This window comes from Segatella copri DSM 18205, assembly GCF_025151535.1.
Classification (GTDB): Bacteria; Bacteroidota; Bacteroidia; order Bacteroidales; family Bacteroidaceae; genus Prevotella; species Prevotella copri.
Window position 1 is genome coordinate 705,859 of the sequence record NZ_CP102288.1, and the last position, 14,434, is coordinate 720,292.

Here is a 14,434-nt window from a genome sequence, read left to right on the forward strand (position 1 = left end):
TACTTTTTTACCCTTTTACCTTTATTCGTGGTGGTAAGGCTCACCTTTTATAATAGTACATGCTCGATAGAGCGCCTCGGTAAAGATAAGGCGCACCATCTGATGCGAGAAGGTCATCTTGGAGAGGGAAATCTTCTCGTTGGCGCGGTCGTAGACAGACTGTGAAAAGCCGTAAGGACCGCCGATGACAAAGACGAGCCTGCGGGCAGTAGCCTGCTTGCGCTCTATCCATTTGGCAAACTCGATGCTTCGGAATTCCTGTCCATGTTCATCCATCAGCACCACGGTATCCGAAGGCTGGAGGAGTTTCAGAATCAGTTCTCCTTCCCGTTCCTTCTGCTGCTGTTCGCTGAGACTCTTGGTGTTCTTGAGCTCAGGAATGGTTGTTATGTTGAAAGGCATATAATGGGTGATGCGCTCGGCATAATCCTTGATGCCCGCAATGAAATGCTTGTTCACGGTCTTTCCGACCAGAATGAGTTCTGTCTTCATTTCGCTGGCGTTTTCTTCCTATACACTTTACACTTGAATTGACTTTCACTTCGTCCGTCGAACGTTGTTTCTTCGTTCTTCACTTCGCTTCGTCCCTGTAATATCCTGTTCCTATTCTTTTCGGATTCTTCGGGAACCAGCCTTTCTCGCAGCGTTGTCTCTGTTCGAAGAGTTCACCGATGCTCCAAAGGCATGAAGCACCTACTACGCCCAGTATGGCAGAGAAGAGCACGTTGGCAACCAGGAAGGCAGCTCCGATGCAGATGATGCCTGCAACGAGGAAAACCCACCAATAGCGGGTGCCCGTATAATATTCCGTCTTCATGACGATAGGGTGAAAGATACCTATTATTAAAAAGGTGGATACGGCGATGATGACGCCCGTGTAATATACTTCCATATTCTATTGTTTTATATTTTGTTCATTCAACTTTTGCTATCTTACCAATACGATGTTGCTAAATATTAGCCTTATTCTATTTTCAATTCCATTTCAATGTGCAAAAATACAAAAAAAACTTCAAACATGTTTGGTTTATCAAATATTTTATATAACTTTGTACGCAAATAGAGAAAATATGCATTGTTTTCGTGCACATCCTTCTCGATAAGAATTAATTAATAACTTAATATAATCAAACTATGGCTAATAACGCAGAATTGATCAAGCAGTGTGAAGAAAGAGCACAGCAGTGGCTCACACCTGCTTTTGACGAAGAAACCCGTAAGGAAGTAAAGGCAATGCTCGACGCAGAGGACAAGTCTGCTCTCGTTGATGCATTCTATCAGAACCTGGAGTTCGGTACTGGTGGTTTGCGCGGTATCATGGGCTCAGGTACTAACCGCATGAACAAGTATATCGTTGGTATGGCTACCCAGGGCTTTGCTAACTACATTCTCAAGGCTTTCCCAGGTGAGGAGAACCTTTCTGTAGTGGTAGGTCACGACTGCCGTAACAACTCCCGTCTCTTCGCTGAGACCGTAGCTGCCATCTTCTCTGCCAATGGCATCAAGGCTTATCTCTTCGAGAGCCTCCGTCCTACACCAGAGATTTCTTTCGCTATCCGCGAGCTCGGTGCCAAGGCTGGTGTCAACGTAACAGCTTCTCACAACCCTAAGGAGTACAACGGTTACAAGGCTTACTGGAGCGACGGTGCTCAGGTTCTGGCTCCACATGATACAGGTATCATCGAGGAGGTGAACAAGGTTACTATCGACCAGGTGAAGTTTGAGGCTAACTGGGATAAAATCAAGATTATCGGTGGTGAGATGGATTACGACTACATGACAGCCGTTCATTCTGCTATGATTGACCAGGATGTCATCAACCGTCAGAAAGACCTCAACATCGTTTATTCTGCTATGCACGGTACAGGTCGTGTCATCGTTCCTCTCTGTCTGCGTTCTTGGGGCTTCCAGAACATCAATGTAGTTCCTGAGCAGATGGTAGTAGATGGCAACTTCCCAACAGTGGTTTCTCCTAACCCAGAGAATGCAGAGGCTATGACCCTCGGTATGAAGCTCGGTACTAAGTTGAACGCTGACCTCGTGGTAGCTACCGACCCAGATGCTGACCGTCTGGCTATCGTTTGCCGCGACGACAAGGGCGAGTGGATAATCATCAATGGTAACCAGACAGCCATGATGTTCTGCTACTACATCATCGAGAACAAAAAGAAGTTGGGCAAGTTGAAGCCAACAGACTTCCTCGTAAAGACCATCGTAACAACAGAAGTTATTGCTGAGATTGCCAAGAAGAACAACGTAGAGTTGCGCGACTGCTACACCGGTTTCAAGTGGATTGCACGCGAGATTGCTATCTCTGAGGGCAAGCAGCAGTACATCGGTGGTGGTGAGGAGAGCTTCGGTTTCTTGCCATACGATAAGGTACGCGATAAGGATGCTCCTGCATCTATCTGTCTCATCTGCGAGATTGCAGCATGGGCTAAGGATCAGGGCAAGACACTCTACGACCTCCTGATGCAGATTTATGCAGAGTATGGCTTCAGCAAGGAGTTTACTGTAAACGTAGTTCGCCCAGGTAAGACCGGTGCTGACGAGATTAAGCAGATGATGGCAGACTTCCGTGCCAACCCTCCACAGGAGTTGGGTGGAAGCAAGGTGGTAACCTGGAAGGACTACCAGAGCCTGGAGGCTAAGCATGCTGACGGCAGCGTAGAGAAGCTCGATATGCCTGCTACAAGCAATGTACTCCAGTGGTTCTGCGATGACAACACCAAGGTAAGTGTCCGTCCATCAGGTACAGAGCCTAAGATTAAGTTCTATATTGAGGTTAAGGATCCTTCATTCAAGTGCGCTGGCTGCTACAACCGCTGCACAGCTGCTGCAATGGATAAGATCGAGGCTATCAAGAAGAGCCTGAAGTTGGATTAATTTCATAGGAAATCATATCATGGCGCTCCGGTAATTATTGCCGGAGCGCTTTTCGTTTCAGTAGCCGTTTATTCTCCTCGAAATAGGGTAGCAAGTTACCCTCATTATCATGTTTTTATAGAAAAAAAGCAAAAAGACTTGCATATTTTCTGATTTTTATTTATCTTTGCACCCATATTACAAAATTATAACATAGAATTATACTCTTATGGGAGGCATTTTCGGAACTATTTCCAAGAAAAGCTGTGTCGCAGATCTCTTTTACGGCACAGATTACAACTCACATCTCGGCACACGCCGGGGCGGTTTGGCAACCTACAGTAGTGAGAAGGGCTTCGTGCGCTCTATCCACAATCTGGAAAGTTCATACTTCAGAACGAAGTTTGAACCTACACTCAACAAGTTTGAAGGAGCTACATCGGGCATCGGCGTGATTAGCGATACAGATGCCCAGCCACTCATCATGAACTCTCATCTTGGCCGCTTTGCCATTTGCACTGTAGCTAAGATAGTAAACAAGGATGAACTTACTCAGCTTCTGCTCGAAAAGAACATGCACTTTGCAGAGATGTCTTCGGGTAGTACCAATCCAACTGAGTTGGTGGCTCTGCTTATTATTCAGGGTAAAACCTTCAGGGAAGGTATCGAAAACGTTTTCCATCACATCAAAGGTTCCTGCACAATGATGATCCTTACCGAGGATGGCATCATCTGTGCGCGTGACAGTTGGGGACGTACTCCAATCATCATTGGCAAGAAGGAAGGTGCCTATGCGGCTTCCAGCGAAACCACCTCGTTCCCTAATCTCGATTATGAAACAGCATATGAGGTAGGACCAGGCGAAATCGTGAAGATTACAGCTGATGGCATGGAGCAGATCCGACCTGCCAACAAGAAGATGCAGGTTTGCTCTTTCCTCTGGGTTTACTATGGTTTCCCTACATCTACCTACGAAGGCAAGAATGTAGAGGAGGCGCGTTTTACCAACGGCTTTAATCTCGCCAAGACCGATGATGTGGAGGTAGATTGCTGCAGCGGTATTCCTGATTCGGGTACAGGTATGGCGATGGGTTATGCTGCCGGCAAGGGTGTGCCTTACCAGCGCTGCATTGCCAAGTATACTCCTACATGGCCTCGCAGCTTTACTCCTAGCAACCAGAGCATGCGTTCGCTGGTAGCCAAGATGAAGCTGATTCCTAACAAGGCGATGCTGAAGGGCAAGCGAGTATTGTTCTGCGATGACAGTATTGTGCGTGGTACCCAGCTTCGCGACAATGTAAAGGTGCTTTTCGACCAGGCTGGCTTGAAGGAGTGCCACATGCGCATAGCGTGTCCTCCATTGGTATATGGTTGTCCGTTCATCAACTTCACTTCTTCCAAGAGTGATATGGAGCTGATTACCCGCCGTATCATCGAGAAGTTTGAGGGCGATGCCAACAAGAATCTTGAGAAATACGCTACCACCGGTTCTCCTGAGTATCAGAAGATGGTAGGTGAGATTGCCAACCAGTTGGGCTTGACTTCCCTGAAGTTCAACACCATCGAGCAACTGGTAGAGGCCATCGGTCTTCCAAAGTGCCAGGTATGTACCCATTGTTTCGATGGCAGCAGTGCATATACTCTGAATGAGTTTGCTGATGAAGACTAAAATAAGAATATAAGTTCTTGATAGATTAGAAGATAGGTCTAGCGACCCCGCTTAGCGCAGTGTAACTAGACCTATTTTTATTGTTATTTTCGGAAATTTTGAACATATTATGATAAGATGTGAATAGTCATTTATCACCGAAAAGCCGTATCTTTGCACCCAGATAATAAATGAAACGTAAATCAATAAAAATCATTAAAATAGAAATCATTAAGAAGAAATGAAGAAAATAATCATCTTATGTTTCGCGCTCGGAGCTTTCCATACACTTGGCGCACAGGAGACGCTTACGCTCAGCCAGTGCCTGCAGATGGCAGTGGATAACAACCTGTCGCTCCAGAGCAGCCGAAACGAAATAGCTAAGGGAAAGTACGCTATCAGCGAAAATCAGGCTAAACTCTATCCGCAGATTAATGCGGTGGCACAGCTCAACGACAACTTTACGCCGCCAGTTTCGGTTACCGACGGCTCGGCTTACGGCAAGCCTTATAATGTAACCAAGACGTTGCAGTATAATGCATCGGCGGGTGTACAATTGCAGATGCCACTGTATAACCAGATGATTCTTACCGCCATCGACATTACCAAGATTGCCGATAAACTCAACCAACTCTCTTATGAGAAGGCGCGTGAAGACCTCATCGTGCAGACTGCCAAGATGTATTACATGGCGCAGAACATATCTGAGCAGATTCGTCTGACGAATGACAACATCAAGCGACTGGTAGAACTCAGAAACATCACCCAGGCTTTCTATGATAACCAGATGAGTCTGGAGGTAGATCTGAAGCGAGTGAATCTCAATATCGAGAACCTCACCGTGCAGCGCGATAACGCCATCGCCATGCTCGAACAGCAGTATACCATGCTCAAGTATGTGATAGATTATCCTGCCGAGAAGGAGATGAAGGTGACAGCCGTAGATCCGGGAAAGATTGAGATGGTGAAGGCTGACGGACTGGATACGGGACTCTACGAACTCCAGTTGCTGGAACAGAAGAAACTGCTCACCCAAAAGCAGACCAAACTAGCCAAGGACGGCTATCTGCCATCGCTCTCGCTGACCGGAAACCTGATGTATTCTGCCTTTACCGATAGGATAGATCACTGGATTCATTCGGGCGAGTCAAACCACTGGTATGGTTCCAACGGTCTGGGCATCCAGCTGCGAGTGCCTGTATTCGATGGTTTTGAAAAGCGTTCTAAAATCAGAAAGGCGAAGATAGAGGAGGAGAATGCACGCATCGGTTACGAGGACGCCCTGAAGGGACTGCAGGCAAACTATATGAATGCGGTGAGCGAGGTGAACAACAGTCAGCGCAACTACAAGAAACAGTTTGATAATTATACCATGGCGCAGGATGTTTACAACGTAACAGCCGACCAGTATAAGGAGGGTGTGGCTTCGATGACAGCGGTGCTGCAGGACGAGATGCGTATGAGCGAGGCGATGAACAATTATCTCACAGCCTACTATAGCTATAAGGTTGCCAATCTCTCGCTGCTCAAGTTGACTGGACAGCTCAACCAGATTTCGGTTGCTAAATAACGGAGAAGAATAAATCATTAAAAAATAAAATATAAACAGGAAAACGGGACATAAAAAAGTTTACTTCATATTCCCTGATTCCAAATTACAATATAACTATGGAACAGAACGAAAATAAAAATGTAGAAACAGCAGAGGCTACACAGGTATCTCACGAAGAAACCATGAAAAAACTGAAGAAGCAGCGCGTAAGACAGATTGTTGCCAGTCTGATAGGTATTGCTATTCTGGCTTTCGGACTCTGGAAAATCGTATGCCTCTTCCTCGATTATAACTCTAACGAAACGAGCAATGATGCTCAGATAGAGCAATATATCTCACCGGTTAATCTCCGTGCATCCGGCTATATCGCCAAGGTATGCTTCAGAGAACATCAGGAAGTACACAAGGGAGATACCCTCCTTGTGCTCGACGACCGTGAGTATCGTATCCGTCTGATGGAGGCTGAAGCAGCCCTCAAGGATGCCAAGGCAGGAGCCAATGTCATCAACGCTACAGAGCAGACCACCGAGACTTCAGCTTCTATCTATCAGGCATCCATCGATGAAATAAATGTACGACTTGCCAAACTTGCCAAGGACTGCGAACGTTATCGCAACCTGGTAGAAAAGAAGGCGGCTACTCCTATCCAGCTCGAACAGCTGGAGGTGGAATATGCTGCTACCAGGAAGAAACTCGAAGGGGTAAAGAAGCAGCAGGCTGCTGCCTATAAGGGCGTAAACGAGGTAACTACCCGCAAGCAGAATGTGGCTGCCTCCATCGAACGTGCCGAGGCTGCCGTAGAGATGGCAAAGCTGAACCTCTCTTACTGTGTGGTTGTGGCCCCTTGCGACGGTAAACTGGGTCGCCGCTCTATCGAGGAGGGACAGATGGTAAATGCAGGAACCACCATTACCTACATCATTCCAACTAATAACAAATGGGTGATTGCCAACTATAAGGAAACCCAGATAGAGAATCTCTATGTTGGACAGAAGGTGCGTATGACCGTAGATGCCATCAGTAACAAGGAGTTTGAGGGTACGGTGACCGCCATTTCTGGTGCTACCGGTTCGAAATATTCGCTGGTACCTACAGACAATTCGGCTGGCAACTTTGTCAAGATTCAGCAGCGTGTGCCTGTAAGAATCGATTTCAACAACCTTAGCAAAGAGGATAATGAGCATCTTGCTGCCGGCATGATGGTGGTTGTCAAGGCTGAGAGAAAGTAAAAAACAGCTAGATGGAAATGAAGTAATATATGGAAGAAGAATATAAGAATTATCCGTTTTATGATTGGGTGCCCAAACCGCTCGGCATCATCTTCATGATCATCCTCTTCGTGCCGATGATTACGATGAGTGGCGTCTATTCTGCCAACAGCGGCGAGATGATGAGCGGGCTCGGCATCCAGTCGGAATACATCGCCTTTGCGGGCTTCTGCACCTCGATAGGAATGGCGGCTTTCTCGCCGTTCTTCTATGAACTGGTGTGCATCCGTAGAGAGAAGATGATGTGTATCGTGGGCTTCTCCATTCTCTTTATCCTCAGTTTCGTGTGTGCCCAGACCGACTCGCTGTTTATACTCGGACTGTGCAGTCTGCTGATGGGTTTTGTCCGCCAGACGCTGCTGATGGCGCATCTCTTCGTGCTCATCAGATATGGTTTCGGAATAGAGGCTACGAGGAATCTCACGCCGGGATGCGAGCCTACTACCGAGGAAGCATGGGATGCGGCAGATTCGGAGAAGATGGTGTCGCAGCCGGTCATCTATCTCTTCTTCATGATTATCGGACAGTTGGGAACCTGGCTAACGGCATGGCTTGCCTATGCCTATGAGTGGCAGTATGTTTATCATTTCATGATGGCATTCATGCTGGCAGGCATCATTATCGTGTTCTTCACCATGCCTTATCATAAGTATCCGATGCCTAAGTTCCCGATAACGATGTCGAAGTTTGGCAATGTTACGGTGTTCAGTATCATGCTCTGTTCGTTTGCTTATGTCATGGTATTCGGTAAGACGCTCGACTGGTTTGATGATCCTACCATCCGTTTCTCTTCGGTGGTCTGTCTTATCTTTACCGCTCTGTTCATCTATCTGGAGAAGACGAGGCGTTCACCTTATTTCATCATGGAGGTGTTCCAGCTCAGGGTCATCAACTACGGCATCCTGCTCTTCTTCCTGATGATGGTCTGCAATTCGAGTGCCATGTTTGTCAACGTGTTCACCAATGTGAGCATGAAGATAGATAACTGGCAGAACGCCACGCTAGGCAACTGGGTGATGGTGGGCTACACCGTGGGACTGATATTCGCCGTCATCGCCCGAGCCAAGAATGTTCACCTGAAGTGGATGTACTGTCTGGGCTTCCTCTTTATCGGAGCCTATGCGCTGTACATGTATTTCGAGGTACAGAACGACGGCATGTATGAGCGTATGAAATGGCCTATCATCATCCGTTCTACGGGAATGATGCTGCTCTATTCGCTCATCTCCACGATAGCCAACCAGCGCATGCCTTACCGCTTCATGTCAACCTGGGTTTGCATCATGCTTACCGTTCGTATGGTCATTGCCCCTTGCATCGGCTCTGCGCTCTATACCAATGTGTTGCAGCACAGACAGCAGTATTATGTAACCCGCTTTGCCCAGGATTACGACCGCACGAACATCGAGACGGCGAAGACTTACGACCAGACGGTGAGAGGCATGCAATATCAGGGCAAGAGTGTAACCGAGGCGCAGAATATGGCTGCCATGAGTACGAAGGGAAAGGTACAGGTACAGGCCACGCTGGTGAGTATCAAGGAGATGGCAGGCTGGACCTTCTACGGCTGTCTGCTGTGTGCCGGACTGATGCTCGTTCTCCCTTGGCGCAAGCGCAATATCGGGGAACTGACGCGTGAGTATCTGCTGAAGAATGTAGATGTGAAATCCCTGGGAAGAAGGTAGGGGAGTGCTAAAATATCATAAAAGATACAGGGTGCTCATCTGATGAATGGATATTTTTGTTATCTTCGCAGTTAAATCTGAAGATAACAGACCCATATTCATCATGAAAATAACAGATAATATCATCATATACGAGGCTCATGAGTTTCCTCAGCTGTTGATGCAGCCTTTCTACTCCGACTATGTCGGAATCGTAATCTGTCATCAGGGGATGTTCCGTTTCTGCGTAGACGGAACATCCTTTGTTGCATCTGTGGGTGAGACAGTTTTCCTCACCAAAGGAGTGATGTTTCATGTGCAGGAAACGGGCAAGAACCTTAAATATACCCTTCTTTTTTACCGTGCTGAACAGATTCGTCACATGTTGGGCAATACTGTGGTTACCATGCGTCTTTATGCTACGATTTATCCCAAACCCTGCCATGTCAAGACGACGGGCTATGAGGATATGCTTACTTCTTATGCCATGATGCTGAGGAAACTGGAGCTGGAAAAAGAGAAGAGTGGTGAACTGGATGCCTATTGTGTGCATGAGCAGAAACTGTTGCTGATGGCTGTTACGTACCGTTTGTGCAGCATCTTCTCGGCATCGTTCAAGGCTGCCGGCAAGGAGATGGAACGGAAGATTGCCATCTTTGAGTCGCTGGTGCTGCTGATAGAGAAGAACTATATGCGTGAGCGCAGTGTGGCTTTCTATGCAGACGAACTCTGTCTTACACCGAAATATCTGTCGGTACTGGTCAAGTCGGTTTGCGGTCAGACGGTCCAGCAGTTGCTTTTCAAGGCGATGATCCGTCGCAGTATCTATCTGATGAAGAGCACCACGAAGACGATACAGCAGATAGCCAATGAACTCAGTTTTCCTAATGCTTCAGCCTTCGGAACCTTCTTCAAGAAACATACCGGTCTGTCGCCTAAGCATTACCGTAATTGGGAAGAGGGGAATGAACCGCCTTCTTTCAAATAAAGATTTCATCCTATACCTATAAAATAAAAAGGGACAGAGGATTTGTTCTGTCCCCTGTCCCGAAACTGTGATATAACTAAAACAACTGAGCGAAAGCCTCGGCTGTCTTTCCTGTATAGGTCTTCATCTCTGTAACCGGCTTGTAACCGAAATCCTTGAAGGCAAGGAGCTGTGTGGCAACAAACTGGTGGTCGTCAGAGATGCAAGCCTGTAACTTCATATTACCCATGCTGATGGAAGAAACAGGGAATTTGCTGATCGCTGTTTCTACATCCTTTGGGGCTGCTCTGAGGATGTTCTCAAGCTTTCTTCCATCCTCTGTAGAATATTCTTTCTCTTTTATCTTAATCACACTGTTGGTAGGTTGATAGATGAGCTTGACAGTCAAACCCATGAAACCTTTCTTTACCTGTACATCCTGGAGTGCCAAAACATCAGCACCCATCTCTAAATGATTAATCTTTGCCATAATTTTATACTGTTATTTGCTTATTCTTAATTCTTGAAAAATAATATATATTGAACTGTTTTTTGTTTTGAATAGGGGTGTAACCAGTCTTATCGCAATTCTTAGGAAAGATGCGATAAACCTATATGAAATTTTAAAAAGAGAAAAGAATAAGCACTAACAGAGCAGATGTCGCAGGCAAATGACATAATACTTGCTGGCGACATCAAAGTGGATTGGGGCAGTTTCCTGTCGGAAAGGCTCCATGCCACCTTCTATAGCTGATAAAAGGGATGATAAATAACGGATTCTATTTGTAAGCAATCTACTGGCAGTCTGACTGTTGTGCATGTTGCCACTTGGCAATAAGCGCTGCGGACGGCTGCTACAGATGCGGTAAGCAAGTTGTGAGGCGTTTTCAAGCTGTGCCTCAGGCTGGCTCTTGTCATGCTCAACCTTCGCCAAACCATCTTTCTTATGGCTTGCATCTTCGGTATAAGAATCCTCGGGGGTAAAAGAAATAGAGGCAGCAGATACCTCTCCATAGCCTGAGAAGACCATGGACACCAGAAAAAGGATGTATAGTATCAACTGCCTCATATTTGATATGTAGTTAAAGGAGTTAAAGAAGTTATCGCTCCCTACGGTCGCTGAGGAGTTAAGACAATAGTCTTTTTAGCCTGTTTTTGGGCGAAGTGACATACGTCTAAACTCCTTAACTCCTTAACTTCCCGTTTAATTAATAGCTTCTTGCGATGATGACACGGGCTACGGCTGGCTTGCCGCTTACCATATCTACCCCTGGAGTCTGCTCGTAAGCGAAAGGCACGCAGCGGATGGTAGCCTGAGTCTCCTCCTTAATCTTAGCCTCGGTCTCGGCTGTACCGTCCCAATGGCAGAGGAAGAAACCACCGTCCTTCACACGCTCCTTGAACTCCTCGTAGTTGTCGCACTCATAAACGTGAGCATCACGGTAAGCACGAGCCTTCTCGAAGATATTCTTCTGGATGTCTTCCAACATATTCTTTACGAGCTCAACGATGCCGTCGAAGCTTACGTTCTCCTTCTCCAAGGTATCACGGCGCATGATTTCGATGGTGTTGTTCTCCAAGTCACGGCCACCCATAGCCAGACGAACAGGAACACCCTTCAACTCATAGTCAGCGAACTTGAAGCCAGGACGCTTGGCAGGGTTGTCATCATACTTCACGGTGATGCCCAACTCGCGGAGCTGGTCGATGACAGGCTGCAACTTAGCAGTAATCTGAGCCAACTGCTCGTCGCCCTTGTTGATAGGAACGATAACCACCTGGATAGGAGCCAGCTTTGGAGGCAATACGAGACCGTTGTCATCGCTGTGAACCATGATGAGGGCACCCATCAGTCGGGTAGAAACACCCCATGAAGTAGCCCATACATACTCAGGCTTGTTCTCCTTGTTCAAGTATGTTACGTCGAAACTCTTGGCGAAGTTCTGACCCAGGAAGTGAGAAGTACCGCTCTGGAGAGCCTTGCCATCCTGCATCATTGCCTCGATGGTATAGGTGTTGAGAGCACCTGCGAAACGCTCAGTCTCACTCTTCACACCCTGCAATACAGGAACACCCATGTAGTTCTCTGCAAACTCAGCGTAAACCTTGAGCATCTCCTGAGCCTTTGCCTCAGCCTCTTCCTTAGTGGCATGAGCGGTATGACCCTCCTGCCAGAGGAACTCAGAAGTACGGAGGAACGGACGGGTACGCATCTCCCAACGCATTACGTTGCACCACTGGTTGCAGAGGATAGGGAGATCACGCCATGAATGGATCCAGTTCTTATAGGTGTTCCAGATGATGGTCTCAGAAGTAGGACGGATGATGAGCTCCTCATCGAGCTTTGCGTTAGGATCAACCTCAACCTCTTTTCCATCCTCTGTAGAACGGAGGCGGTAGTGGGTAACTACGGCACACTCCTTGGCGAAACCTGCCACGTGCTCAGCCTCACGAGAGAAGAAACTCTTCGGGATGAGGAGAGGGAAGTATGCGTTCTGTACACCTGTCTGCTTAAACATCTTGTCGAGCTGCTGCTGCATCTTCTCCCAGATAGCGTAACCGTATGGTTTGATAATCATACAACCACGAACTGGTGACAACTCAGCGAGATCAGCCTTTACTACCAAATCATTGTACCACTGACTGTAGTTGTCAGCGCGCTTGGTTAAATTCTTGAGTTCTTTAGCCATATTGCTTTATTCTATTTATTTTGTTTTTTATTTCTTCTGTTATTTATATATTAAGGTATAAACATGAGCCCCTTCATCATCTGCTGACGGCAGTTCATCTGTCTGCAGATTTCTGAAATCCTACTTTTAGGGATTTTCCACCCCCAAATAGGTGATTTCCTAGCTCTATTTCGACAAATACCCTTAAATTTGCATGCAAAAATACAAAAAAATATTAGAAAACTCTCCATTATGGAGAAAAAAGAGTTATCTTTGCAATTAAATAACATAAATATAGGAGATTTTAAAATGAAAAAGACTAATTTTGCAGTTGCAGGCCTCTCTTTGTGCTTGCTTTTCTCAAGTTGTGGAACCAATCAGAAGACAGGTACAGCTGTAGGTGCCGGTTCTGGTGCAGCCCTGGGTGCTATCGTTGGTGGATTGCTCAACAATAGCCATCGTGGTACAGGTGCTCTCGTAGGTGCTGCTATCGGTGCAGCTGTTGGTGGCGGTGCTGGTAACCTCATCGGAAAGCACATGGATAAAGTGAAGGCTGAGGCTGAACAGGTGAAGAATGCACAGGTTGAGACTGTAACAGATGCCAATGGCTTGTCTGCCGTTAAGGTAACATTTGCTTCTGGTATCCTCTTCCCAACTAACGGTTCTACTCTCAGCAGCAGCGCAAAGACTGATTTGGCTCAGTTTGCCGGTGTATTGAAGAACAATACCGACTGCGAGGTTTCTATCCAGGGTTATACTGATGCTACAGGTAATGACGGTATCAACTTGCCTTTGAGCCAGAAGCGTGCTGAGGCAGTTTACAACTATCTCGCTTCTTGCGGTGTTACCAGCCGTCAGGTAAAGAATGTTCAGGGTTTTGGTTCTGCTAACCCTGTAGTGAATACTACTGCTGCTTGTGCCCAGAACCGTCGTGTAGAGGTTTATATGTATGCTAGCCAGGCTATGGTTAACGCAGCCAACAACGGTACATTGAAGTAATAACTTTCATGATCCCGGAAGGGAAAAACTAAATAGATGATTTTGAAGAAAATCAAGAATATAGTAAAATGGGTGGTGGTGCTGTTTTTCAGTACCACCATTCTTGCTGTAGTGGCATATAGGTTCATTCCTGTGTATGTCACTCCTCTGATGTTTATCCGATGCTTCCAGCAAGTAGCTGATGGAGAGAGTATTACCCTGCATCATCATTGGATTTCGATGGATAAGATTTCGCCTCACATGCCAGTGGCGGTAATGGCGAGCGAAGATGCGAGATTCCTGAAGCATCACGGTTTCGACTTCAATGCCATCGAGAGTGCGGCGAAGAATAATGCACGTGGTGGAAAGGTGCATGGAGCCAGTACCATCAGTCAGCAGACTGCTAAGAATGTCTTCCTGTGGCCTGGCCGTTCATGGACCCGCAAGGGATTTGAAGTCTACTTTACCTTCCTCATCGAAATGATGTGGAGCAAGCAGCGCATCATGGAGGTTTATCTCAACAGCATAGAGATGGGACCGGGTATATATGGTGTGGATGCGGTTGCAGAATATCATTTCGACAAGAAAGCGAAAGATCTGTTTCGTGGCGAGTGTGCGCTGATAGCAGCTACACTTCCTAATCCGCGCAAATTCAGTTCGCTGCATCCTAGCGCTTATATGAAGAAGCGCCAGCGACAGATAGAACATCAGATGAGATTTATCCCTACCTTCCCTCGTGAGGGCGAAGATTTCGACCCGGGCACGGCTGTGGGAGGATATAGGGTGAAGTAATACTTAGTTGATAGTTTATAGTTTATAGTTG

The 14,434-nt window shown here is 46.7% G+C and carries 13 protein-coding genes; 8 read left to right on the forward strand and 5 right to left on the reverse strand.

Annotated elements, in window-relative coordinates:
* Window positions 1-21: 21 nt before the first annotated feature.
* Together rlmH and NQ544_RS02800 are read right to left on the reverse strand one after the other, a co-directional pair.
* On the reverse strand, window positions 22-492 hold the full coding sequence (gene rlmH, locus NQ544_RS02795; RefSeq protein ID WP_006846932.1) for a 23S rRNA (pseudouridine(1915)-N(3))-methyltransferase RlmH: 471 nt from the start codon (window positions 490-492) through the stop codon (window positions 22-24).
* Between the two features lie 79 nt (window positions 493-571).
* On the reverse strand, window positions 572-892 hold the full coding sequence (locus tag NQ544_RS02800) for a DUF4491 family protein (protein ID WP_006846931.1): 321 nt from the start codon (window positions 890-892) through the stop codon (window positions 572-574).
* A gap of 242 nt (window positions 893-1,134) precedes the next feature.
* Here NQ544_RS02800 and NQ544_RS02805 point away from each other — a divergent pair, with 242 nt between their 5' ends.
* The 6 genes from NQ544_RS02805 to NQ544_RS02830 all read left to right on the forward strand — a co-directional run bounded on the left by NQ544_RS02805 (window position 1,135) and on the right by NQ544_RS02830 (window position 9,985).
* Window positions 1,135-2,886 carry a phospho-sugar mutase gene (locus NQ544_RS02805; protein WP_006846929.1) on the forward strand — a complete coding sequence of 584 codons (1,752 nt, stop codon included), beginning with the start codon at window positions 1,135-1,137 and terminating at the stop codon, window positions 2,884-2,886.
* 208 nt (window positions 2,887-3,094) lie between these two features.
* Window positions 3,095-4,534 carry an amidophosphoribosyltransferase gene (locus tag NQ544_RS02810; RefSeq protein ID WP_006846928.1) on the forward strand — a complete coding sequence of 480 codons (1,440 nt, stop codon included), beginning with the start codon at window positions 3,095-3,097 and terminating at the stop codon, window positions 4,532-4,534.
* Between the two features lie 220 nt (window positions 4,535-4,754).
* Window positions 4,755-6,083, forward strand: coding sequence for a TolC family protein (locus tag NQ544_RS02815; RefSeq protein ID WP_006846927.1), 1,329 nt, complete (start codon window positions 4,755-4,757; stop codon window positions 6,081-6,083).
* A gap of 98 nt (window positions 6,084-6,181) precedes the next feature.
* Window positions 6,182-7,294, forward strand: a complete 1,113-nt coding sequence (locus NQ544_RS02820) for an HlyD family secretion protein (RefSeq protein WP_006846926.1) — start codon at window positions 6,182-6,184, stop codon at window positions 7,292-7,294.
* A 29-nt stretch (window positions 7,295-7,323) separates the two neighbouring features.
* Window positions 7,324-9,018: an MFS transporter gene (locus NQ544_RS02825; RefSeq protein WP_006846925.1), complete on the forward strand. Its 1,695-nt coding sequence runs from the start codon at window positions 7,324-7,326 to the stop codon at window positions 9,016-9,018.
* Between the two features lie 103 nt (window positions 9,019-9,121).
* Entirely contained in the window at window positions 9,122-9,985 is an 864-nt protein-coding gene (locus NQ544_RS02830) for an AraC family transcriptional regulator (RefSeq protein ID WP_167529915.1), read from the forward strand.
* Between the two features lie 76 nt (window positions 9,986-10,061).
* Here the strand turns inward: NQ544_RS02830 and NQ544_RS02835 are convergent, their stop codons facing one another.
* The 3 genes from NQ544_RS02835 to proS form a co-directional block, all read right to left on the reverse strand.
* A complete protein-coding gene (locus NQ544_RS02835; RefSeq protein ID WP_006846923.1) occupies window positions 10,062-10,454 on the reverse strand; it encodes a hypothetical protein in 393 nt (130 codons plus the stop codon).
* A 156-nt stretch (window positions 10,455-10,610) separates the two neighbouring features.
* Window positions 10,611-11,033, reverse strand: a complete 423-nt coding sequence (locus NQ544_RS02840; protein ID WP_006846922.1) for a hypothetical protein — start codon at window positions 11,031-11,033, stop codon at window positions 10,611-10,613.
* A 139-nt stretch (window positions 11,034-11,172) separates the two neighbouring features.
* Complete coding sequence (proS, locus tag NQ544_RS02845; RefSeq protein ID WP_006846921.1) at window positions 11,173-12,654, reverse strand: proline--tRNA ligase; 1,482 nt, start codon at window positions 12,652-12,654, stop codon at window positions 11,173-11,175.
* A gap of 288 nt (window positions 12,655-12,942) precedes the next feature.
* Between proS and NQ544_RS02850 the strand changes: the two genes are divergently transcribed.
* Both NQ544_RS02850 and mtgA read left to right on the forward strand, forming a co-directional pair.
* Window positions 12,943-13,632: an OmpA family protein gene (locus NQ544_RS02850; RefSeq protein WP_040552641.1), complete on the forward strand. Its 690-nt coding sequence runs from the start codon at window positions 12,943-12,945 to the stop codon at window positions 13,630-13,632.
* Window positions 13,633-13,668: 36 nt separating this feature from the next.
* A complete protein-coding gene (mtgA, locus tag NQ544_RS02855) occupies window positions 13,669-14,403 on the forward strand; it encodes a monofunctional biosynthetic peptidoglycan transglycosylase (protein ID WP_006846918.1) in 735 nt (244 codons plus the stop codon).
* Window positions 14,404-14,434 lie beyond the last annotated feature (31 nt).

Coding starts and splice junctions, on each gene's coding strand:
- NQ544_RS02805 (WP_006846929.1), top strand. CDS start 1,135: ATGGCTAATAACGCAGAATTGATCAAGCAGTGTGAAGAAAGAGCACAG.
- NQ544_RS02850 (WP_040552641.1), top strand. CDS start 12,943: ATGAAAAAGACTAATTTTGCAGTTGCAGGCCTCTCTTTGTGCTTGCTT.
- NQ544_RS02820 (WP_006846926.1), top strand. CDS start 6,182: ATGGAACAGAACGAAAATAAAAATGTAGAAACAGCAGAGGCTACACAG.
- rlmH (WP_006846932.1), bottom strand. CDS start 492: ATGAAGACAGAACTCATTCTGGTCGGAAAGACCGTGAACAAGCATTTC.
- NQ544_RS02830 (WP_167529915.1), top strand. CDS start 9,122: ATGAAAATAACAGATAATATCATCATATACGAGGCTCATGAGTTTCCT.
- mtgA (WP_006846918.1), top strand. CDS start 13,669: ATGATTTTGAAGAAAATCAAGAATATAGTAAAATGGGTGGTGGTGCTG.
- NQ544_RS02815 (WP_006846927.1), top strand. CDS start 4,755: ATGAAGAAAATAATCATCTTATGTTTCGCGCTCGGAGCTTTCCATACA.
- NQ544_RS02825 (WP_006846925.1), top strand. CDS start 7,324: ATGGAAGAAGAATATAAGAATTATCCGTTTTATGATTGGGTGCCCAAA.
- NQ544_RS02800 (WP_006846931.1), bottom strand. CDS start 892: ATGGAAGTATATTACACGGGCGTCATCATCGCCGTATCCACCTTTTTA.
- proS (WP_006846921.1), bottom strand. CDS start 12,654: ATGGCTAAAGAACTCAAGAATTTAACCAAGCGCGCTGACAACTACAGT.
- NQ544_RS02835 (WP_006846923.1), bottom strand. CDS start 10,454: ATGGCAAAGATTAATCATTTAGAGATGGGTGCTGATGTTTTGGCACTC.
- NQ544_RS02840 (WP_006846922.1), bottom strand. CDS start 11,033: ATGAGGCAGTTGATACTATACATCCTTTTTCTGGTGTCCATGGTCTTC.
- NQ544_RS02810 (WP_006846928.1), top strand. CDS start 3,095: ATGGGAGGCATTTTCGGAACTATTTCCAAGAAAAGCTGTGTCGCAGAT.